Below are 22,344 nucleotides of genomic sequence, written 5' to 3' on the forward strand. Positions count from 1 at the left end.
TTTAAACGAACGTCAATCTCGAAGCATTACGTCCAATTGATCGACCAATTCGGCCCAATCTGCATCTTCTTCGATGGCTTGTTTTAGAAAGTTCGCCTGTGACATCGTCCAAAAGCTAGCTTCATGTAAAGGCGCAGAATCTCTTTTGTGTCGATGTTGATTAATAAAATCTTTCATTTCTTGAGGAGAGCTACCGAGGCCCAGTTGTTGAAATAGCTCAGCCATACCATGTTGATGCATTTCCATACTACTTTCTCCCTACGTTAGCTAAACATAATTATATAACTAAGACAGGAATAATGATGTGATGTTAACGGATGCGTGTCAAACATTTGAGTAGTTGTTCTACTTTTGGTTGACATGTGTTTTTTGATGGCGATAAGTTTAATTTTAGTTATCATTGATTTTAAACAATTAATTTTGGGGACTGCGCTTGAGTAATAAGATTCTGGTTGTTGAAGATAGTCGTGCATTTAAAAACTTTCTTTGCCAAACAATAAGCCAAGCTGGTTATGAGGTCATCGCAGCGGAAAGCTACGCGGAGGCAAAGAACTTGTTATCTTCAGCACAGGACCTCTTCTGTGCGGTTTTAGACTATTGTTTACCGGATGCTCAAGATGGCGAGATTATTGATCTCGTTTTGGAACATGGTCATCGTGTCATTGTTTTAACGGCTCGATTTCAAGAAGACACTCGCGAAAAGATGCTTGCAAAAGGTGTCCTCGACTATATTTTGAAAGACAACATGGCGTCTGTTGCCTATCTATTACCACTCCTCAAGCGACTAACCAACAATCAACAACACAAATGCTTAGTCGTTGATGATTCTCACACCGTAAGAAGACACATCGCCCAACTTTTGGAGCATCAATATATTCAAACGTTGGAAGCTGACAATGGGCAAAAAGCCCTAGAGCTTGTCGAGCAAAATCCAGATATCACTCTCGTTTTAACCGACCATGACATGCCCGTTAAAGATGGCATTACTATGGTGCGTGAATTACGTCGGAAGTGGGATAAAAATCAATTAGCCATTCTCGGCTTGTCGGGTAGTAACTCTAAGACCATGACGGCTAGGTTTCTAAAAGCAGGGGCCAATGACTTTTTATACAAGCCATTTAATCAAGAAGAATTTTTTTGCCGTATTCACCAACTGTTAGATATCAAAGACGCAACATCTGAACTGTTTAAAATGGCAAATCAAGATGCGCTAACGGGCTTATGGAACCGCCGCTTTCTGTTTGAGCAGCCCCATGTAGAAAACGCTCAAAGAAACATCGCGATGCTTGATATCGATTTCTTTAAGCAAGTAAATGATACACACGGACATGAGGGCGGCGATGCAGTGCTAGTCATGATAGCGAATATTCTAAAAATCTATTTTCCAAATGATATTGTCGCTAGGCTTGGTGGCGAGGAGTTTTGTATTCAAGCCAGTGGCGACTATGACGGCTTTCTAACACGCTTAGAACAAATGAGACAGCGCATAGAAAAAACGCCAATAACTTATTTGGACAAAAACATTCTTGTGACCGCGAGTATTGGTGTAAGCAACATCGAGGGGGAGCTAGAACAACAAATAAAAGTGGCGGATGAGCGACTTTACATGGCCAAAGAGAACGGGCGTAACCAAATCATTTCTTAGTCCTAATGACTATCGGTGTGGTCTTGCTCTGTAACATGAGAGAAAGAAACAACAAAACACGGTATTAGGCTCTTTCTCGGACATCTGAGTTTTGGTTAGCTGCCTAAAAATAAAGCTCAGCAGAACGCTGAGCTTTATCACTTTCTTAGTACGATTAACCAATACTAAGCAATTCTATCTTTTTCCCACGCCGCCAATTTCTCAGCACGCGCAGCCTCGCGCGCTTCACGTTTTTTACGCGCATCGCAGGGTTCTGGACAATTACACACTTTTTCGATGCCAACTGCCCCTAGGCCACCGCAGCTACCTTTCACGACTTTCTTTTGGAAAATGTATCCGACAGCCATTGCAGTGATTACCGCGACAAACACAGCAAAGGTAATTAGAAATGTATTCATAAAAACATGCTCACTTCTGTTGTTATTTCTTCATGAATGGCTTGTATGCTTCCGAAGCCAACTCTTTAAAACCATCTTCCGTTTTCACAATCATGAAAACAGGAATATTATTTTCGTTCGCAATTGCCATGCCTTTGTCTTCACCTAGCACCATAAGACCAGTTGCAAGACCATCAGCAGTCATCGACGATTTATCTAATACCGTTACAGAAACCACTTTATGATGAATTGGTTTGCCTGTTCGTGGATTAATAATATGAGAGTATCTCACACCATTACTCTCAAAGTAATTACGATAGTCACCACTTGTTGCAATTGCCATGTCGCCTGGTTCAATAATTTCTTGAATTGAACGTTCATCAACGGTCGGTTTTTCAATTGCGATACGCCAAGGCACACCTTCACGATTGACACCTTTGAGACGCATTTCACCGCCAACTTCGACCATAAAGTTCTGTACCCCTTCAGATTGAAGGTAGTCAGCAACCACGTCAACCCCCCAACCTTTCGCAATCGTCGATAGGTCGACGTACAAATTAGGAAGATCTTTGGACAGTTTATTACCATCAACAGATAGGTGGTGAATACCGGTATTTGCTTTGCGAGCAGCGAGTTCTTCATCGGTTGGAACTACATCTGGACGAGCTTCTGGACCAAACCCCCACAGATTAACTAGAGGGCCGACCGTCACATCCAACGCACCTAAAGTAAGACCGTTAAGACGAATTGCTTCTTTCACTACCGTTGCTGTTTGTGTCGAAACTATAAATGGCTCGCTCGTTTGATGCTGGTTAAAACGACTTAACTCTGAGTCGTCACGATAGGTCGACATTTGGTCATTAACCTCTTCCAATAAGCGATCAATTTCTGTCTGCATCTCTTTTGGCGTTGGAATACCATCTTGCTCGATATACTTGATGTTGTAAGAAGTCCCCATGGTAGGACCACTTAAATGAATTTGATCTGCAGGCTGCTCACAGCCAGCCAAAATCAATAGAGAAGCGAATGCAACAAGCCACTTTTTCACTTGTTAACTCCCAATGTTGTTGAATTGATATGGGAAATAGGACCAATCCTTTCAATCCGATTACCTATATCAACTGTTGAGTATCAATTTTATGTCTATAAAAAATAATGGCTAGCTCTTGGAGAGCTAGCCATAGATTCAATCACTTGGAGGAATTAACCACCGAAGTCATCTAGTAGGATGTTTTCATCCTCTACACCTAGATCTTTTAGCATGCCGATTACAGCTGCGTTCATCATAGGTGGACCACACATGTAGTATTCACAGTCTTCTGGCGCTTCGTGATCACGTAGGTAGTTCTCGTAAAGAACGTTATGAATAAAGCCAGTGTAACCATCCCAGTTATCTTCTGGAAGTGGATCAGACAGTGCACAGTGCCATACGAAGTTGTCATTCTCAGCTTGTAGCATATCGAAGTCTTCTACGTAGAACATTTCACGCTTAGAACGTGCGCCGTACCAGAAAGACATCTTACGCTTAGAGTGCAGACGCTTAAGTTGGTCGAAGATGTGTGAGCGCATTGGAGCCATACCAGCACCACCACCAACGAATACCATTTCTGCATCTGTATCTTTCGCAAAGAACTCACCAAATGGACCAGAAATAGTACACTTGTCGCCTTCTTTTAGAGACCAGATGTACGAAGACATGATGCCTGGTGGTACGTCTGGGTTGTTCGGCGGCGGAGTTGCGATACGAACGTTAAGCATGATGATACCGTGCTCTTCTGGGTAGTTAGCCATAGAGTATGCACGAATGGTCTCTTCATTAACTTTAGACTCGTAACGGAAAAGGTTGAACTTCTCCCAGTCTTCACGGTATTCCTCAGGAATATCGTAGTCTGCGTATTTCACGTGGTGAGCAGGAGCTTCAATCTGGATGTAACCACCAGCACGGAAAGGTACTGATTCGCCATCTGGAATTTGTAGCTTAAGCTCTTTGATGAATGTCGCTTTGTTATCGTTAGAGATAACAGTACATTCCCACTTCTTAACGCCGAAGATTTCTTCAGGAAGCTCGATATCCATGTCAGTTTTCATTGCAACCTGACACGCTAGACGCTCACCTTCACGCGCTTCACCTTTAGTAATATGGTCAAGCTCGGTTGGTAGGATGTCGCCACCACCTGATTTAACTTTTACGCGACACTGACCACATGAGCCACCGCCACCACAAGCAGAAGATACGAATACGCCAGCACCTGCTAGAGCACTCAGTAGCTTACCACCTGGTTGTGTAACGATCGCCAGAGAAGGGTCATCGTTCACAGAAATTGTAATGTCACCTGTTGGTACAAGCTTAGACTTAGCGAAAAGAATCACTAGTACTAGTGCAAGTACGATCAGAGTAAACATCACTACACCAAGAATAATGTCCATTGACTATTCCTTAATTGTTGCGGTTTACCCGACTTACAGTTGAACACCAGAGAAAGACATAAAGCCTAACGCCATAAGACCTACAGTGATAAATGTGATACCAAGACCACGTAGACCTGGAGGTACGTCAGAGTACTTCATCTTCTCACGGATACCTGCAAGAGCAACGATTGCTAGCATCCAGCCCATACCAGAGCCGAAACCGTAAACGATCGATTCAGCAAAGTTGTAGTCACGTTGTACCATGAAAGATACACCACCGAAGATTGCACAGTTTACTGTGATCAGCGGTAGGAAGATGCCTAGCGCGTTGTACAAAGGTGGGAAGAAACGGTCTAGGACCATCTCTAGAATCTGTACAAGTGCTGCAATTACACCGATAAAGGTGATGAAGTTTAGGAAGCTAAGGTCCACGCCCTCAACTAACGCGTTCTCTCTCAGAACTAGGTTGTATACCAGGTTGTTCACAGGAACAGCGATAGTCAGAACTACCACAACTGCAACACCTAGGCCGAAAGAGGTCTTAACCTTCTTAGATACGGCAAGGAAAGTACACATACCTAGGAAGAAAGACAGAGCCATGTTTTCGATGAAAATCGATTTAACTAACAGACTAATGTAATGTTCCATGACGTCCTTACTCCTTCGCTTCTACTTGTTCTGGTTTCAGAATACGGATTACCCAGATAAGGAAGCCGATTAGGAAGAATGCTGATGGTGCTAGTAGCATTAGGCCGTTAGGCTGGTACCAACCACCGTTGCTCACTAGAGGTAGAACTTCTAGACCAAATAGTTTGCCTGAGCCAAATAGCTCACGGAAGAAACCTACAGTGATAAGAACGAAGCCGTAACCTAGACCGTTACCAATACCGTCAATAAGAGATGGTACTGGCGCAGACTTCATTGCGAATGCTTCAGCACGACCCATTACGATACAGTTAGTGATAATCAGACCAACGAATACAGATAGCTGTTTAGAGATATCGTATAGGTAAGCTTTTAGCACTTGGTCTACCACGATTACTAACGATGCGATGATTGCCATCTGAACGATGATACGCACACTGTTAGGAATGTGGTTACGGATCAATGAAACAGAGAAGTTAGACAACGCAGTTACAAATGTTACCGCTAGTGTCATTACAAAAGCTGTTTCTAGTTTAGTTGTTACTGCAAGAGCAGAACATACACCAAGAACTTGTAGCGCGATTGGGTTGTTATCCAATACTGGCGCTAGAATGCTCTTTTTAACGTTTTGTGCACTAGACATTAGTTAAGTTCTCCGTCACGAACTTTTGCTAGGAAAGGACCAAAGCCCATATCACCTAACCAGAAGTCAAATGTGTGTTGAACACCATTACTAGTGAGCGTAGCTCCTGATAGGCCATCAACACCGTGCTCAGAACCTTGCGGTGCGCCGCCTTTCACGACCTTAATCGCTGGCTGGTGATCTTCATTGTACAATTTCTTGCCAATGAATTGATCGCGCCATGAAGGGTTCTCTACTTCACCACCAAGTCCAGGAGTTTCACCTTGCTCGTAGTAAGTAATAGCAGACACAGTGTTACCATCAGTTTCAACGGCTACAAAGGCATACATCATCGACCATAGTCCTTTACCGTGCATAGGCAGGATAACTTTTTGGACTTCATCTTGATCTTTTACAAGGTACACCACTGCTGTATTCGCGCGACGACGGATATCAGCGACGTCTTCTTCTGGTGTCAATGCGATTGAACGTTCTGCATCTTTTGATGCTTCACGTTGATCGTACGTAGATGCATTACCCTCAGTAAAGTTACCTGTTTCAAGGTCCACTAGACGAGGTTCGATGTACTCAGCAAATAGCTCTGGTACTTTCTTACCGTTTGCGTCAATGCCTGCAACTTCAACGATCTTTGATTGCTTATCTAGGACAGCGTTAGCTTTTTGCTTATCACGCAGACCTACTGCTGCTGTTGATACGATGATTGAACAAACAAGGCTCAACCCGATAACAACACCCAGCGTCTTTTTAATGCTGTCGTTATTACTTGCCATAGCGTGCTAGTCTCCGCTTGATGTTCTTCTCAATCACTACATGGTCGAACAGAGGTGCGAATAGGTTCGCGAATAGAATCGCCAGCATCATACCTTCTGGGTACGCTGGGTTAACTACACGGATCATCACACACATTGCACCAATCAGGATGCCGTACCACCATTTACCTTTGCTAGTAAATGACGCTGATACTGGGTCCGTTGCCATGAAGAACATACCGAATGCAAAACCACCTAGAACTAGGTGCCAGTGCCATGGCATATTAAACATTGGATTAGTGTCAGAACCGATCACGTTAAACAGAGTCGATACTGCGATCATACCGATCATTACACCCGCAATGATGCGCCATGAAGCGATTCGCATGTAAACGATCATCGCTGCACCGATCATTAGAGCTAGAGTCGATACTTCACCAATTGAACCAGGGATGTTACCGATGAACGCGTCCATCCAAGTGATAGGAGCGCCAGTTACTGTGTTAACTAGAGCACCGTTACCACCTTGAGCCCATTGGCTAAGAGCAGTTGCACCAGAGAAGCCGTCAGCTGCAGTCCATACTACGTCACCCGAAATTTGTGCTGGGTAAGCGAAGAATAGAAATGCACGACCTGCAAGTGCAGGGTTAAGGAAGTTACGACCTGTACCACCGAAGATCTCTTTTGCTACAACAACACCAAATGTGATACCTAGTGCCGCTTGCCATAGAGGTAGCGTTGGTGGAACGATAAGTGCGAATAAGATAGAAGTTACAAAGAAACCTTCGTTAACTTCGTGTTTACGCACCATACAGAACAACACTTCCCAGAAGCCACCAACAATAAATACTGTTGCGTAGATTGGCAGGAAGTAAGTCGCACCTAGTAGCATCTTACTGCCAACACCCGCTTCCGCACCGATAGTGCCGCCAAGCATTTCTGTTAGCCAGTAGTGCCAGTTACCTGCGATAACTGTCGCTAGTTGGTCACCAGCGTACATGTGGTTAAGTGCTGCAATAGCTTGGCCACCTGCGTTGTACATACCCCAGAACATTGCTGGGAATACCGCAAACCAAACCATGATCATGATACGTTTTAGGTCAACGCTATCACGAACGTGCGAGCTTTTATTTGTTACGATACCTGGCGTGTAAAAAACTGTTGCTACAGCTTCGTACAGGGCAAACCATTTTTCGTGTTTGCCACCAGGCTCAAAATGATGCTCGATGTCTTCAAGAAACTTTTTAAGAGCCATGAAAATTACCCTTCCTTCTCGATAGTATCTAGGCATTCACGAAGTAACGTACCGTACTCGTACTTACCTGGACATACAAAGGTACACAATGCTAGATCTTCTTCATCCAGTTCAAGCGCACCCAGTGCTTGAGCACTGTCTGTGTCGCCGGCACATAGATCACGAAGCAGCAAAGTAGGCTCCATATCTAGAGGCATTACGCGTTCGTAGTTGCCAATTGGAACCATTGAACGATCACTACCATTGGTCGTCGTTGTCATATTGAACAACTGACCTTTGAATATGTGACCAAGGAAAGAGCGAGTTACCGAGAACTTATTCTTACCAGGCATTGCCCAGCCAAATAGTTCTTTTTCACGGCCTTCACGTAATACAGAAACCTGTTGATGGTAACGGCCAAGGTATGCGTGTGGACCAGTTGCATGTGTACCTGTTAGTACTGAACCAGAGATCACACGAACTTCGCCAGGCATCAGCTCGTTATCTGTTAGGTCATCTAAGCTTGCACCCATTACGGTACGAACTAGACGAGGGTTATTCACAACTGGGCCAGCTAGAGACACAACACGATCTGTGCATAGCTCACCAGTTAGGAACAGCTTACCGAACGCGATAACGTCTTGGTAGTTGATGCTCCATGCCACATTCTCTGCATTTACTGGGTATAGGAAATGCATGTGGGTGCCAGCAAGACCTGCTGGGTGAGGGCCATCGAAGACGTGTTCTTCTACGTTAGACTGTGAAGAGCGTGGCAAGCTAGTGCCAGATTTACATACGTAAACCTTGCCTTCTGTCAGGGCTGAAAGAATGTCTAGACCAGCAATGAATGCTTCTTGTTGCTCATTAATGATCAACTCAGGTTTAGCTGCTAGTGGATTAGTATCCATTGCAGTTACGAAAATAGCCTTAGTAGAAGACTCGATTGCAGGAACCTTGCTAAACGGACGAGTACGTAAAGCGGTCCATAAGCCAGAGTCAACCAACTGAGTCTTGATCACTTCACGATCTAGACCTGAAAGTTGAGCGGCTTCGAACTTATCAAATGTCACCTGCTCTTCACCTGCCACTTCAATCACTACAGATTGAAGGACACGTTTAGCGCCACGGTTAACTTCGATCACTTTACCGGCTGCTGGTGCAGTAAATTTCACGCCTGGGTTCTTTTTATCTTCAAAAAGAACTTGCGCTTTTTTCACTTCATCACCAACGCGGACATGCATGGTAGGTCGCATGCCAACGTACTCTTCGCCAAGCAAGGCGACTTTTTTGATGGTCTTACCATCATTAATCACCTGGGATGGAGTTCCTGCGATAGGAAGATCCAAGCCCTTCTTTATTGTAATCATACGCACTTGCACTACTTTTATCGGGAAAAAGATTCTTTTGATTGCGTAACTTTTAGACACGACATCAGTGTCCGGTTTTGATGTTGTTTTAAACATCAAAATCGCAACATCCTATTAAAAATCTCGTCACAAGGAATACGCGAGATTTATCAGGTGCCGTAGTCTAGCATTTTTTAGGAACTTGATGCCATGATCAATCATTAGAATAGAGGGGTTATTTCGGTAGAATCAGGTCTAAAAGGTCAAAGAATAGTCATAACTTTGACCCATCGCACAAATGCCATATTCCATACATATCTTATGGAAAAGTGATATTCATCGCCTGAAATATTCTGCAATTTCCATTCATTTGTTGAAACACTGTTAACACATTTTTTAACCAGAATTTGTGCCACGTTAACGTCCCTAAAGAATGTAAAACGAAAAAAGATGGCCTTAAGCCACCTTTCTCTGCACCTTTATATCTTGCGTTTTTAGTGACCACCACCCATACACATCGGGCTATCAGGGGCGCCATCTTGTTCACGCTTCCACTCTTCATCAGTATATGTATGAATAGCTAATGCATGAATGTGGTTGTCCAGTTCATCTGCCAAAATTTGATGAACTTGACGATGGCGCCCAATCAAACGCTGTCCCGCGAACGAATCACTCACAACAATCACTTTGAAATGACTCTCTGAGCCTGGTGGCACATTATGCATGTAGCTCTCATTAATGACTTTGAGATAGCTGGGTTGCAGCTCACTGTGTAGTTTCTTCTCTATGATTTCTTGGATCATATTCGTTCCTCATTGATGCGAATTCCATAAGTATATACCTAAGTAAAGCAGACATGCATCACTCAAACGTCACTCTCATTATTGACGCACTTTGTAGACATATTGTCTCAAGGCGCTTGACTCCACGAACATGTCTAAAGAGCAGCCATCACTGAACTCGTAAAATTTGACAGCTTTTTGTATCTCGACACGTCATCATTTGCGACAATAACACTTAATTTCTAAATCAACTTACATTTAGCTATGAAAACCGAACTGAACCTTCACGAGCGAAGCTTAACACTTCATCGTTTCCCAAAACGTAGTAACGAAACGCTACAAGCGTGGGATGCCGGTGATGAGTATCTTATTAATCATGTTCAAGAGCTTGCTTTGCCAGACAATCAAAACATCCTCGTGATTAATGACAGCTTTGGTGCCCTCTCCTGCTGGTTTTCGGAAAAGCACCATGTAACGCTAATGAGTGATTCATTCATCTCACATAAAGGTGCACAGCAAAATCTCGAGCAAAACCAGTGCAATAAAGTAGCGTTTGCCACCACGATGGACCTCGTTCCTGCCAATATTGATCTCGTCTTGCTGCAACTGCCCAAAAGTAACCGCCATCTAGTGTGGATACTAAGCCAATTAAGAAAGGCGCTACCGGCTTCCTGCCCCGTCATTGCAGTCAATAAAGCGAAAGACATTCATACTTCGACGCTAAAACTGTTTGAAAAATACTTAGGCGAAACAAAAACATCTTTGGCCTGGAAAAAGCACAGATTGGTGTTTTCTCAAGCAACAGTTGAGCCTACGATTGAAGTAATGCCTTTCACGACTTGGCGCGTTGATGGCGAAGATATCGAACTCAAGAACATGCCAAATGTCTATTCAGGAGAAAGTTTAGATTTAGGTGCACGCTTTATGCTGCAGCACCTGCCTCAAGACCCTTCAATAGACAATGTCATCGACCTCGGCTGCGGCAATGGTGTTCTGTCTGTTAAATTTGGTCAGTTGAATCCAAATGCTCGGCTAACATGTGTTGATGAAAGCTTTATGGCGCTTGAGTCGGCAAAACAGAACCTACGCGACAACCTTGGTGAAAATAGAGACATACAGTGCATAGCGAACAATTGCTTGGACGGTTTTAAACACAGCAGCAGCTCTATGGTTATGTGTAATCCACCGTTTCATCAACAACAGGCAATCACCGATCATATTGCTTGGCAAATGTTCTGCGATGCTAAACAAGTATTAAGTGAAAATGGCCGTTTACTGGTTATCGGAAATCGTCACCTCGGGTACGACGCAAAACTCAAACGTCTGTTTGGCGATAAAAATGTGAAACTTATCGCTTCCAACAATAAGTTTGTGATTTTACAGGCTACAAAAAATCCTGCTAAATTAAGCGCAAAATAAGCTTTAGCAAAATAGTTAAAAGGAATAATAAAATGAGAAAATTGGTACTTGCGGCTTCGGTTGCGTTGCTTGCTGCGTGTTCAGCCCCTCAACAACCTCAGCTGAACCTGATGCCAGAAAGCACATTGAGCACCAATCCAATTGTTCAAGGCAAGACTTACAGTTTGACCAGCAAAGATGTACGTGCAGCGCAGTACGTGGCGTTGGTGGATAACGGCCGTTCGAACATTCTTCCTCTTCATGCTAAACAGAATTTACGTATTGCGTTAGAAGAAGCATTAGAGAAGCAATTCTCATCTCAAGGTTTCCATGCGGATCTAAACAGCAACAACGCGATTGAATTGAGCGTTCAAGAAGCGTTGGTCAACGTGAAGCATTCGGTGATGGAAAATGAGATGGATGCTAAAGTTGTGCTGGAAATCACAGCAGAGACACCTGAGGGCAAGCTAGTCAAAACTTATACAGGTACAGCAAAGCGATCTGGCACATTGAGTGCTTCTGATGCCGATATTGAAGAGACATTGAATGATGTGGTGACATTGACGCTTAAAGAGATTGCCAATGACCCTGAGCTTCGTCAGTACATGCAGGAGCGTTTCTAATGTTACGCAAAGCGATTCTGTCCTTAGCACTACTCAGCTGCAGCGTTTGGGCTGGACCAAAAGTAGCGTTTGAAACGACACTTGGTTCATTTACGGTTGAGTTAAACGAAGAGAAAGCACCTATCACTGTCGCTAATTTTCTAAAATATGTAGAAGATGGGAGCTACGAGGGTACTATTTTTCATCGTATTATCCCAGGCTTCATGGCACAAGGTGGCGGCTTTAACCAAGATATGCAGATGGTGAAAACATACGCGCCAATCAAAAACGAAGGAAATAATGGTCTAAACAATGACCGTGCTACCATCGCCATGGCACGAACCAATGCACCAAACTCTGCAACTCGTCAGTTTTTCGTCAACTTAGTCGACAATGACTTTCTCAACTATGGCGCTCGACCACCAGGTTATGCTGTATTTGGTGAGGTTACTGAGGGGTTCGACGTTATCCAGAAAATGGCTCAGCAGCCGACCACGACGGTAGGCCGAATGCGTGATGTACCAGAGACGCAAATCGTCATCACCAAAGCTACACTACTTAAATAGCCAAAACGATAAGCCCTTTGAATAATCGAAGGGCTTTCTCTTTCAACGGCTTCATTTTATTGGATTGATTTATGTCTTCATTACCTTCCATCACTTGGTTGGAAACGGTAAAAAGTTACCTCGATAAACGACTCATGTGGGTTTTCATGCTGGGCTGCTCTAGCGGCTTTCCGTGGGTTCTTATCGGTTCAAACATGTCAGGTTGGCTAAAAGATGCCGGCTTGACCCTCTCCGCAATTGGCTATTTTGGTAGCGTTTTTGCGGTCTATGCGATCAACTTTCTGTGGGCACCTCTGGTTGACCGCGTGAAGCTGCCAGTCCTCTTTAGACTGCTGGGGCAAAGACGTAGCTGGATTTTCTTTTGTCAAAGTATCGTACTCGTCGCTACCCTATTTATTGCCGGTGTTAATCCAGCGGAAAACTTGGTGTTTGCGTCACTACTCGCCTTGTGTATTGCAACGGCTTCAGCGACACAAGACATCGCAATTGATGCTTTTCGTATTGATACTTTCCCAAAGTCAGAAGAGTCTAAACTGCCTCAAGCTTCTGCAATGGCGGTCATTGGCTGGTGGACAGGTTATTCACTACCGGGTTATTTAGCGTTTGTTAATGCTGACAGTGTCGGTTGGAATGGTGTGTATTACGGGATGGCGGTGATAGTCGGCATTCTAATGGTCTTTACGATTTTAGTCGGTGAACCTAAGACTCAACGCGAACAACTTCAGTCTGCCGCTGAACAACGCCACAAAGAAGTGGTTGGTTCGAAAGTCGTAGCTTGGTTTACCGTGACTGTTGTGGAACCTTTCCTTGATTTCTTTAATCGCAATGGTGTCCGTGTCGCGATTACTCTGTTGCTGTTCGTTTTCCTATTTAAAATTGGCGAAGCGTTTTTGGGCAGGATGTCGATCGCGTTCTACAAAGATATTGGTTTTAGCAATGAACAAATTGGCTATTACTCCAAACTGATTGGTTGGGGAGCCACCATCTTCTTTACTTTTGTCGGAAGCATGTTCAACGTTAGGTTTGGTATTGTACGTGGATTAATGATCGGTGGTATTGCTATGTCTGCCAGTAACTTGATGTTTGCTTGGATTGCTTCGGTAGGCCCAAACGAGCACTTGTACTTAGCCACGATTATTGTCGATAACTTTACGACTGCTTTCTCAACTGTCGCTTTTGTTTCATTTTTGACGATTCTAACCGGACAAGCATTTTCGGCAACTCAGTATGCGTTGCTTGCTTCTCTAGGAAACTTCGGACGGACGACTCTTGCTTCTTTCAGTGGCGAGCTAGTGGATTATCTTAATGATTGGAGCACATTCTTCGTGCTTACCGCTGTCATGGTCGTGCCAAGCTTGATTATGTTGTACTCGCTACGACATTACTTTGATGCTCTATTGGAAAAAGCACGTCACAAGCATTAACGAAACATATAAAAAACCACCGAATTCGGTGGTTTTTGTTTTGCGAGATATAAGATAAGAGGTCTATGGGTATAACCCTTTACCAAACATATTAAATATACGTGCCACGCCTTGAGTAAAGATCATCGGCTCAGTCAATACGGTTAAACACAAGCAGTCTTCTCCGGCCTTAGTGTAAGGGCTGTGCTTCACTGATGCGTCTCTAATCATCAAATCGCCTTGTTCATATTGGCCATCCTCGTCACTAAATCCACCATGTAGGATCAATGTAGACTCCAGGCCTTTGTGCGTATGTTGAGGAATTTGCACATCTTCCCCGATGTACATTAAGCTGACACGAGCGTCTTCCCCTAGATCAATCTGAGCACTGAAAACCTTGCCTCCGTAACTTCTCCATGACCCTACGAGGTCAGAGAAACGCGCTAAGGTTTTAGGAAGAGCGAAGCTTTTTCCTGCCACATTAACAGCAGCAGAGTCGCGGATCACGATGTTATCAGTCGCTGGCTTCGCATTGATGATGTCATTAAACATGTCGTCAAATTCAGAAACATACTCAGAAGGTATGTCACTTACAATATTCGCTTGACTTGCTTCGACTTGGTTAACATAAGCTCGGCACTTGGTGCATGTTTCTAAATGGGTTGCGACCACAAGACCAGAAACTGCATCAATGCTTCCCGAAGCGTATGCTTCTAACAAGCTGTTATCTGGGTGTTTGTTCATAGTTGCTCCGTATGCATTGAATGCCTTAGCTTTTCTACTGCAAGCCTCAGCCTAGATTTTACGGTACCGAGGGGTATATCAAATAATTCCGCGACCTGTTGATGAGGTAGCTCTTCAAGATATACCGCTTGTAAAACATCTCTCTGGTTTTTCGGTAATATATCTAAAAACTTAACCACCTGTTCTTTTAACATATCTTGTTCTGGTGAATAGTGATCAACAAGATCAGGTGGATAATACTCTGACGGCCAAATGTCATCAGAATGAATGTGTAATTCCTTGCCTTTCTGTTTTCTCAGCAAATCAAAACAAAGGTTTCGGATTATGGTATATATCCAAGTCGATAACGCGCTCTTTTCCCCATCATAGAGGTGCGCTTTCTGCCAAACTGTCGCCATGGTCTCTTGCACCATCTCCATAGCAACTTGCTCATTACCAACATGTTTGTAAGCGAATTGCTTCAGCTTGGGTGCGTAAAAACGGAATACAAAAGCGAACGCGTCTTTGTCTCGAGCCTTCACTTTATCCATGTAATCGTTCCAATCACTGCGCCCCAGTTTTTTCGGGCTATCACTCATCATAATCGGCCTTAATTTGTGGGAGGAGTTTCCTCCTCCCATTCTTCCTAATCGGTCACGTCATCGACCAACAAGTTGAAACCACCGTTGTTCCCATCATCAATGGCAACGACTTGGTAAACAACACCGTTCATTACATTGACTGGTGCTGAGTCAACCGCAACAATACTTGGGTTACCAGCCACTGTTACCGTTACATAATATGTACCTTCAGCGACATATAATCCTTGTACGCTATCTTTATACGCAAAATTAGCAATAGTTGGATCACTTCCATCTATTCCTGCACTCGTAGTGAGGTAAATATCCACCATTTCCGCTATAGGATTAGCCGCCGCGTGTGTCACATTCAACGTCGCGCTAGTCGCCACAGCGCGTCTCATATCTTCAACAACCAGAGCTTCGATATCAATCGCAGGGCTAACAACACCGACTGCGTAAACACTGTAATCCATTCCACCCGCAACCATTAAACCGTCAACATCTATGATCGGATTAGTTGTTGTGCCATCCACGTAAACGTCAATATCGTAAGCGCCAGCAGCAAGATCCAAATAACCACGAATCTCTTTGAACGCTAAGTCGGCAAGAGGAGCGAAGGCCGCCCCGTTAACGTTAACATCGACGACTGGCGCTCCATCGACAAGGTGTCCGACTCTTACTTCAGCTTGGCTGCCCATATCTTCAATTATAGAAGAGCCCGAACCGTCCAACACCAAGAGTTTGACAGGTGACGTGCTATTCGAATCTCCTGTGCCGATAGCGGCAATCGTCAAGTTGGAATTAGCCGCAAGAGATACTGTGCCCGAGTCAAAAGCAACGCTGTCTCCTACGGCAAGTCGAACTTGATACTCACCAGCTGGGATGTTCAATACGTCGGTAGAAGCTTTGTAAGCAAGGTTAGTTATTGGAGTCGCGCTAGCAAGAGCAGCACCTGGCTCAGTGACATAAAGATCAACAGCAGGAACACCTGAAGCTGCATGAACAACTTGAACATCTAGACTATTGGCATCAGCCATTGAATCGGCGCTGCGAGTCACAACTAAAGGCTCAACTGGGTTTGGCGAACCATCGGCATCGCCAACAACGAACACGTTATAATTGAGGTCGGAATCAAGATCTAGTTCTGTTTTAGGTATTACGGTCGCGGTTTCATTACCTGGGAGCTGAACATCGACCTGAATCGAATTCATCCCCTCTCGCAATTTAACGTAGCCAGATCCCACACCATAATCAACATTCGTTAATGATGGTTTATCGTTGATCCACACATTTGCAAGCGGCGCATCAGAAGACGCGTGCACTGCTTGTAAATTGGAATACTCGATAGTGTCACTGTCGGAGCCACACGCCGCCAGTCCTAATGTCGCAACAATAGTTAGCGCAGCTTTATTAAATCCTTTCATATCCTTGCCTCTTTGTTAGTCGGGGCTTCTATGGCTTCTGTCAGAAATTGCAACGCAGAAATACAGTCCTCTGCGCCGACTAGCTGTTCGAACCGATTGCAGTCTAGGGGTAGTAACTCAAGCCAACGCTGAGTAACCCAAGCAGAGTCATCGTAAAAACGATGCTGGTAGAGGCTTCCAAGTTGAGGAAACTCTTCATAAACATGGGATAACTGCTGGCTTAAAAAGAATAAATCTGGTGAGTTGTCTAGATGTTGCCAATTGTCTAACCATTCAACCTCTGCATGACGTAAGCCATCCGCATCTGCACGGACGCGTTTGACAACAAAGCGTTGCTCACCAGCAACTGTAATACCAAGAAGGCCATCACTGAGTGTTTCAAAATCAACGATCCTGACCAAAGTTCCGATAGATGAAACGTTACCCACGTCTTTAGGGTCACCTTCACTTCCTACTAGGCAAACTCCAAAACCCACATTTTGTAGGCTGCATTCCTTTACCATTCGCTTATATCGTGGCTCAAAAATGCGCAGATTCATTTTACCTTCAGGGAGTACAACTGAAGTGAGTGGGAATAACATGACTTCTTTCATTCAAACGTCCTCTTTGATTCACGGATACATACGAATCCCTTATCACTCCGATCACTAACGATTTATGTTGGTTAATCGACTGGCTTAAAAAGTCATAAAATCGCTTACGCAAACGATCTAAATCACATATTTACTGCAACTGAATGCAACAAACAAAAAGTTCCGTAAATAAAGATAATTTCGTGACACAACTCACCAAAAACGTTCAATTTTGCACCCTTTATCACTTTCATTTGGGATTTTTATCGCTATTATTCCCGCCAATTGGAAAGCGCAGCACAGATTGCGTGTTCTGAATCATTACAAACATAGAGAGTCCCCTTATGCGTAAATCACTTTTAGCTCTTAGCCTTCTAGCGGCTACTTCAGCTCCAGTTATGGCGGCAGATTACTCTGACGGCGATATCCACAAAAACGATTACAAGTGGATGCAGTTCAACTACATGTACTCAATTGATGAAATGCCACGAGTTAAAGGCGCTGACGACAACGCTCACGATTACCTAGAAATGGAATTTGGCGGTCGCTCTGGTATTTTCGACCTATACGGTTACGTAGACGTATTTAACCTAGCGACTAAAGATAACCAAGATAAGTCAATCGAGAACGGCGCTCCTGACAAGATGTTCATGAAATTTGCACCACGTATGTCTCTAGATGCAGTAACTGGTAAAGACCTATCTTTCGGTCCAGTTCAAGAGCTATACATTGCATCTCTAATGGAATGGGGTGGTAACAACGGTGGTGTAAACAACCAGAAAATCGGTTTAGGTTCTGATGTAATGGTTCCTTGGTTAGGTAAAATCGGCCTAAACCTGTACAGCACTTACGATGGCAACAACAAAGGTTGGAACGGTTTCCAAATCTCGACTAACTGGTTCAAACCATTCTACTTCTTCGACAATGGTTCATTCATTTCTTACCAAGGTTACATTGATTACCAATTCGGTATGGATGATGATGCTGGTAACAAATTTGGTACTACCGCGTCAAACGGTGGTGCAATGTTCAACGGCATTTACTGGCACTCAGATCGCTTCGCGGTTGGTTACGGCCTGAAAGCATACAAAGAAGTATATGGTGTAAAAGACGGTCTACAAGTCGCTCCAGGTGTTGAGCTAGAATCGACTGGTGTAAGCCACTACCTAGCTGTAACTTACAAGTTCTAATTGAACCACTAAGTTTGCTCAAAAATGGCGCCTTTCGGCGCCATTTTTATTTGCTTTCCTTTTTTCCCTCATTATCCTTGCAGCAAACCTTTTTAATGAGAGCGTTTGGTGAATATCCTTATCCTCGGTCCAGGTGCGGTGGGCTCACTCTGGGCAACAAAATTTAAGCTTGCTGGGCACAATGTTTCATTGTGGGGAAGAAGTTCTGAAAGCCAACAATCACTTCAGTTGGATGACACACCCGCAAACGTATTCAGTAATCAAGATATTTCCTCCGTAAATCAAGCGGACCTCATTTTGATCACGGTAAAAGCTTGGCAAGTGGAAGACGCCATTCAGCCTTTACTGCCTCATATCAATACAGACACGATTATCATGCTGATGCACAATGGTATGGGTACTGCCTCTGCCGTGGAGAAGGTTGTGCCAAACAATCCGATAGTGCTCGCAACAACGACGCACGGCGCATACAAACCAGATAACCAACACGTATTGCATACCGGTCACGGAACAACGCAAGCGGGTGGTTATAATGACAAAGGAATGCAGTGCACTTTTCTGCAAGATGTTATGCATAATGCCCTTCCAGAGGTCATTTGGAATCCACACATCCAATCTGCGTTATGGACTAAGTTAGCGATCAACTGCGCGATTAACCCACTGACTGCGATTCTCCAGTGTAAGAATGGTGAACTTGCGAAGCCCGAGTTTAAGATACAACTCGAAAGCATCACTCAAGAACTGGTTGAAGTAATGAGTAAAGAAGGTATTGCTATCGAGTTTCGCTCTCTTTTCGATACGGTAATGCAAGTGGTGAACGCCACAGCTGAGAACTATTCTTCAATGAGACAAGACGTATTCCATCAGCGTCGAACGGAAATTGATTTTATAACCGGATACTTGTTAAAGGCTGCCGAGAAACATCGCATCAATACGCCTGAGAATTTAAAACTTTACCAACGCATCAAACAAATAGAACAAAGCTGGACAGAACAATGAGTAAGAAAATCTTAGTGCCAATCGCTCCAGGCACCGAAGAAATGGAAGCCGTCACCGTTATCGACATGATGGTTCGCGCGGGTTATGACGTTACGGTAGCGAGTGCTGCTTTTGATGGCTCATTGACGATGAAAGCTTCTCGCGGAGTCACATTAACGGCAGATTGTAAGCTGGTCGATATCGCTGATGATGAGTTTGATGCCATAGCGCTTTCTGGTGGTGTTGGTGGTGCAGAAATTTTCCGTGATAGTACGGTGATGATAGAAATCCTTAAGCAGCACATCTACGAGGGAAAATTGGTCGCAGCTATCTGCGCAGCACCAGCGTTGGTATTGCAACACCATGATCTTTTCCCACAATCACTGATGACCTGTCACCCGAGCTTTCAGTCGCATATCCCGGTAGAGAAGTGGCGCAGTAAACGTGTGACCTTTGATATCAACCACAACCTGATCACTAGTCAAGGTCCGGGTACAGCTTTAGAGTTCGCGATGGAAGTAATCATTCAACTCTCAGGTAAAAAACACGCATGGTCAGTTGCTGAACCAATGATCCCTCTGCCTACTCTGCACTACCACAAGCTTGGTGAAGAATAATGTTTGACGTAAATGCTGTACGCGAGCAATTTCCTGCTCTAAACCAATCCGTCAACGATACGCCCTTAGTGTATCTAGATAGCGCAGCGACAACGCAAAAACCGCAATGTGTGATTAATGTCATCAGTCATTACTACAGTGCGCAAAATGCCAATGTTCACCGTGGCAGCCATAGTTTAACGGCTAATGCCACCAGCCAATTTGAAGCGGCACGAGAACGAGTGGCAAGCTTTATTGGTGCAAACAGCTCTAAAGAGATCATTTGGACACGGGGCGCAACCGAAGCACTGAACTTAATTGCTCAAACCTACGCCCGTAGCACGTTACAACCAGGTGATGAGATCTTGATTAGCGAGATGGAGCACCACGCCAACATCGTGCCCTGGCAAATCGTGGCAGAGCAAACGGGTGCTAAAGTCATTAAAGTTCCGATGACATCAGATTGCCAGTTCGACATCAGTGCATTTGAGGCGCTTCTGTCTGACCGCTGTAAAATTGTTGCTTGCGCACAAATAACCAACGTAACAGGCACACGCCAACCTATCGAAAAAATCACTGAACTGGCGCACAACGTTGGCGCGGTTGTTGTAGTTGATGGCGCGCAAGGCATCGTACATGAGCAACTTGATTTATCGACATCAGATATCGATTTCTACGTTTTCTCAGGTCACAAACTTTATGCACCAGCAGGCATTGGGGTTTTATACGGCAAGCTTAAACTTTTGGAAGCCATGCCACCATGGCACGGCGGCGGTAAAATGGTTGAACGTGTTTCTTTCGAGAAAACGACGTTTTCTGCACTTCCTGGTAAATTTGAAGCGGGCACACCAAACGTTGCGGGCGCGATTGCTCTAGCGAAAGCCATTGAGTGGTACCAAGGTTTTAACCATCACGAAGTAGAGGATCATCTCCATGTGCTTCAGGATAAGGCCTACCAAGCACTAAGCGCTTTGGATGACATCCATATTCTAGGCTATCAACCGAATGCCTCTGTACTGACGTTCGTCATGGACGGCGTTCATCACCAAGACATGGCGACGCTGCTCGATCAACAAGGCATTGCGGTACGAGCAGGACACCACTGCGCTCACCCATTGATGGATGCGCTAAACGTTAAAGGCACGGTACGCGTTTCTTTTGGTATTTATAACACGGCTGAAGATGTGGATAGACTCATCGCCGCCGTAGAAAAAGCCGTCGACATGCTATAACGCCAACGGTTTGATTTGGAGTAACCAACAAGGTTACTCCATCTGCCTATCCAGAGTCGCCACGCAATTTCTGCCATTTCTTTTCGCAGCATAAAGCGCTTTATCTGCATGCGCATACAAACGTTTGGTGGTTTCATTTCTGCCTATTTCCACCACGCCTACACTCACCGTGACCGGAATTTCAATCTTTTCAAATTCGAACTGACAATTTTGAATGTGGGAACGTACTTCCTCTCCTACCTCTTTCGCCGCCGACATAGAAGTTTCAGGCAAAATAATCGCAAACTCCTCCCCTCCGACTCTTGCAAAAATTTCGTCTTTGACGAGTAAGTGAGAAACCAAATCAGCTAAGGTCTCTAAGACATAATCCCCCGCATCATGACCACGTTTATCATTGATGACTTTAAAAAAGTCCAAATCAAACAATAACAACGCGGAGTGATAGTTCGGCTCTTGAGCTTTAATGACCTCTTCTGTGAGCTTTTCGAAAAAGACACGTCGATTGTAGATGTTGGTAAGAGCATCAATTTGGCTTTGATGGCGAAGAAGGGTTTCAACTCGGTGGCGATTGGAGATGTTGCGTGTAAGAATAAGGACAACGCGACGACCTCGGTATTTTATAGCGAGTGGGCAGATCTTGCCTTCGTAGTATAGGTCGCCTCTTGGCCCACTGTTAGCATCTATTCCCTGAATGCTGTCGGCGCACATCTTGTACTCGACCGTCACAATACTGTCTTGTTTCAGTGATCGATTGATCTGCTCGATAAACCAGTCAGCTTTATCTTTCTCGAGTACGCTGTGCAGCGTCTCACCTATCAAATTGCTTCCATCGTGATAGGCTTTTTTATCTGTTCCTCCAAAAACATCAATATAGATACCATCTTCACTCAGAATAAAAGTGGGGTCTGGCATTCCGGATAACACGTCTTGCGCATGTTCCAAGGTGAATTGCATATAGGGAGGTTCCTAGCATTTGTATCTAAGTAACCCAATCGCTTCCAAGTGTGTTTCCACATTGGGGAATAGGAGCGAGTGGGGCATATGTCTATTATCTAATATAGACAAATTTTAAATACAATTGAGTTTATAAAAACCAAGTGGGCAATATAATGAACCAGGATCAATAGAATGGTTAATTAACGCTAAAATAGTCGACCATTTGCATATTTTTTATCCATTTGCAAAAAATATCTCAACTCAGATACAAAAAACGCCAAACAGCTAGGCTATTCGGCGTTTTTTAAGAATT

General features: G+C 44.2%; 24 protein-coding genes. 9 read left to right on the forward strand and 15 right to left on the reverse strand.

Annotation, left to right across the window (positions count from 1 at the left end; all coding sequences use genetic code 11):
• Window positions 1-12: 12 nt before the first annotated feature.
• Entirely contained in the window at window positions 13-246 is a 234-nt protein-coding gene (locus R7Q47_RS09500) for a DUF2789 domain-containing protein (protein WP_005380277.1), read from the reverse strand.
• Window positions 247-433: 187 nt separating this feature from the next.
• Between R7Q47_RS09500 and R7Q47_RS09505 the strand changes: the two genes are divergently transcribed.
• Complete coding sequence (locus tag R7Q47_RS09505) at window positions 434-1,645, forward strand: response regulator (protein ID WP_262656593.1); 1,212 nt, start codon at window positions 434-436, stop codon at window positions 1,643-1,645.
• Between the two features lie 164 nt (window positions 1,646-1,809).
• On the opposite strand, the gene nqrM is transcribed toward R7Q47_RS09505, so the two are convergent.
• The 9 genes from nqrM to bolA form a co-directional block, all read right to left on the reverse strand.
• Window positions 1,810-2,043 (reverse strand): (Na+)-NQR maturation NqrM, encoded by a 234-nt coding sequence (nqrM, locus tag R7Q47_RS09510; RefSeq protein ID WP_005380273.1) that lies wholly within the window; start codon window positions 2,041-2,043, stop codon window positions 1,810-1,812.
• A gap of 22 nt (window positions 2,044-2,065) precedes the next feature.
• Complete coding sequence (locus R7Q47_RS09515) at window positions 2,066-3,070, reverse strand: FAD:protein FMN transferase (protein ID WP_262656594.1); 1,005 nt, start codon at window positions 3,068-3,070, stop codon at window positions 2,066-2,068.
• A 155-nt stretch (window positions 3,071-3,225) separates the two neighbouring features.
• On the reverse strand, window positions 3,226-4,449 hold the full coding sequence (nqrF, locus tag R7Q47_RS09520) for an NADH:ubiquinone reductase (Na(+)-transporting) subunit F (protein WP_005380271.1): 1,224 nt from the start codon (window positions 4,447-4,449) through the stop codon (window positions 3,226-3,228).
• Window positions 4,450-4,482: 33 nt separating this feature from the next.
• Window positions 4,483-5,079, reverse strand: coding sequence for an NADH:ubiquinone reductase (Na(+)-transporting) subunit E (nqrE, locus tag R7Q47_RS09525; RefSeq protein ID WP_318088943.1), 597 nt, complete (start codon window positions 5,077-5,079; stop codon window positions 4,483-4,485).
• 7 nt (window positions 5,080-5,086) lie between these two features.
• Complete coding sequence (locus R7Q47_RS09530) at window positions 5,087-5,719, reverse strand: NADH:ubiquinone reductase (Na(+)-transporting) subunit D (RefSeq protein ID WP_005380269.1); 633 nt, start codon at window positions 5,717-5,719, stop codon at window positions 5,087-5,089.
• Window positions 5,719-6,489, reverse strand: a complete 771-nt coding sequence (locus R7Q47_RS09535; protein ID WP_005380267.1) for a Na(+)-translocating NADH-quinone reductase subunit C — start codon at window positions 6,487-6,489, stop codon at window positions 5,719-5,721. Before R7Q47_RS09535 ends, R7Q47_RS09530 begins: the two co-directional genes overlap by 1 nt.
• Complete coding sequence (locus tag R7Q47_RS09540; protein WP_005380265.1) at window positions 6,479-7,723, reverse strand: NADH:ubiquinone reductase (Na(+)-transporting) subunit B; 1,245 nt, start codon at window positions 7,721-7,723, stop codon at window positions 6,479-6,481. Before R7Q47_RS09540 ends, R7Q47_RS09535 begins: the two co-directional genes overlap by 11 nt.
• Before the next feature lie 5 nt (window positions 7,724-7,728).
• Window positions 7,729-9,069 (reverse strand): Na(+)-translocating NADH-quinone reductase subunit A, encoded by a 1,341-nt coding sequence (locus R7Q47_RS09545; RefSeq protein ID WP_318088944.1) that lies wholly within the window; start codon window positions 9,067-9,069, stop codon window positions 7,729-7,731.
• 473 nt (window positions 9,070-9,542) lie between these two features.
• Complete coding sequence (gene bolA / locus R7Q47_RS09550) at window positions 9,543-9,851, reverse strand: transcriptional regulator BolA (RefSeq protein WP_005380262.1); 309 nt, start codon at window positions 9,849-9,851, stop codon at window positions 9,543-9,545.
• A 243-nt stretch (window positions 9,852-10,094) separates the two neighbouring features.
• Between bolA and R7Q47_RS09555 the strand changes: the two genes are divergently transcribed.
• The 4 genes from R7Q47_RS09555 (at window position 10,095) to R7Q47_RS09570 (ending at window position 13,820) form a co-directional block, all read left to right on the forward strand.
• The gene (locus R7Q47_RS09555; RefSeq protein WP_318088945.1) at window positions 10,095-11,249 is read left to right on the forward strand and encodes a methyltransferase; all 1,155 of its coding nucleotides are present in this window, start codon (window positions 10,095-10,097) and stop codon (window positions 11,247-11,249) included.
• A 32-nt stretch (window positions 11,250-11,281) separates the two neighbouring features.
• Entirely contained in the window at window positions 11,282-11,851 is a 570-nt protein-coding gene (locus tag R7Q47_RS09560) for a YajG family lipoprotein (protein ID WP_005380259.1), read from the forward strand.
• Entirely contained in the window at window positions 11,851-12,396 is a 546-nt protein-coding gene (locus R7Q47_RS09565; protein WP_005380258.1) for a peptidylprolyl isomerase, read from the forward strand. The genes R7Q47_RS09560 and R7Q47_RS09565 overlap by 1 nt, the downstream gene beginning before the upstream one ends.
• A 71-nt stretch (window positions 12,397-12,467) precedes the next feature.
• The gene (locus tag R7Q47_RS09570) at window positions 12,468-13,820 is read left to right on the forward strand and encodes an AmpG family muropeptide MFS transporter (RefSeq protein WP_005380257.1); all 1,353 of its coding nucleotides are present in this window, start codon (window positions 12,468-12,470) and stop codon (window positions 13,818-13,820) included.
• A 63-nt stretch (window positions 13,821-13,883) separates the two neighbouring features.
• Here R7Q47_RS09570 and R7Q47_RS09575 read toward each other — a convergent pair whose 3' ends face one another.
• Genes R7Q47_RS09575 through R7Q47_RS09590 form a run of 4 tightly spaced genes read right to left on the reverse strand, consistent with a single transcriptional unit; the run spans window position 13,884 to window position 17,120 of the window.
• Window positions 13,884-14,543 (reverse strand): ChrR family anti-sigma-E factor, encoded by a 660-nt coding sequence (locus R7Q47_RS09575; protein ID WP_262631481.1) that lies wholly within the window; start codon window positions 14,541-14,543, stop codon window positions 13,884-13,886.
• A complete protein-coding gene (locus R7Q47_RS09580; RefSeq protein ID WP_005380255.1) occupies window positions 14,540-15,124 on the reverse strand; it encodes an RNA polymerase sigma factor in 585 nt (194 codons plus the stop codon). The genes R7Q47_RS09575 and R7Q47_RS09580 overlap by 4 nt, the downstream gene beginning before the upstream one ends.
• Before the next feature lie 44 nt (window positions 15,125-15,168).
• On the reverse strand, window positions 15,169-16,527 hold the full coding sequence (locus R7Q47_RS09585; protein WP_130545067.1) for a DUF4397 domain-containing protein: 1,359 nt from the start codon (window positions 16,525-16,527) through the stop codon (window positions 15,169-15,171).
• Entirely contained in the window at window positions 16,524-17,120 is a 597-nt protein-coding gene (locus tag R7Q47_RS09590; protein ID WP_318088946.1) for an LON peptidase substrate-binding domain-containing protein, read from the reverse strand. The genes R7Q47_RS09585 and R7Q47_RS09590 overlap by 4 nt, the downstream gene beginning before the upstream one ends.
• Window positions 17,121-17,443: 323 nt before the next feature.
• Here R7Q47_RS09590 and R7Q47_RS09595 point away from each other — a divergent pair, with 323 nt between their 5' ends.
• From R7Q47_RS09595 to csdA, 4 genes are all read left to right on the forward strand, one after another.
• Complete coding sequence (locus R7Q47_RS09595) at window positions 17,444-18,289, forward strand: outer membrane protein OmpK (RefSeq protein ID WP_005391741.1); 846 nt, start codon at window positions 17,444-17,446, stop codon at window positions 18,287-18,289.
• Window positions 18,290-18,397: 108 nt separating this feature from the next.
• Window positions 18,398-19,288 (forward strand): 2-dehydropantoate 2-reductase, encoded by an 891-nt coding sequence (panE, locus tag R7Q47_RS09600; protein ID WP_206949382.1) that lies wholly within the window; start codon window positions 18,398-18,400, stop codon window positions 19,286-19,288.
• Entirely contained in the window at window positions 19,285-19,884 is a 600-nt protein-coding gene (locus R7Q47_RS09605; protein ID WP_213962822.1) for a DJ-1 family glyoxalase III, read from the forward strand. The genes panE and R7Q47_RS09605 overlap by 4 nt, the downstream gene beginning before the upstream one ends.
• Entirely contained in the window at window positions 19,884-21,095 is a 1,212-nt protein-coding gene (csdA, locus tag R7Q47_RS09610) for a cysteine desulfurase CsdA (RefSeq protein ID WP_213962823.1), read from the forward strand. The genes R7Q47_RS09605 and csdA overlap by 1 nt, the downstream gene beginning before the upstream one ends.
• A 33-nt stretch (window positions 21,096-21,128) precedes the next feature.
• On the opposite strand, the gene R7Q47_RS09615 is transcribed toward csdA, so the two are convergent.
• Window positions 21,129-22,049 carry a GGDEF domain-containing protein gene (locus R7Q47_RS09615; RefSeq protein ID WP_213962824.1) on the reverse strand — a complete coding sequence of 307 codons (921 nt, stop codon included), beginning with the start codon at window positions 22,047-22,049 and terminating at the stop codon, window positions 21,129-21,131.
• Window positions 22,050-22,344: the final 295 nt, after the last annotated feature.

It is taken from the genome of Vibrio sp. Vb0349 (assembly GCF_033338975.1).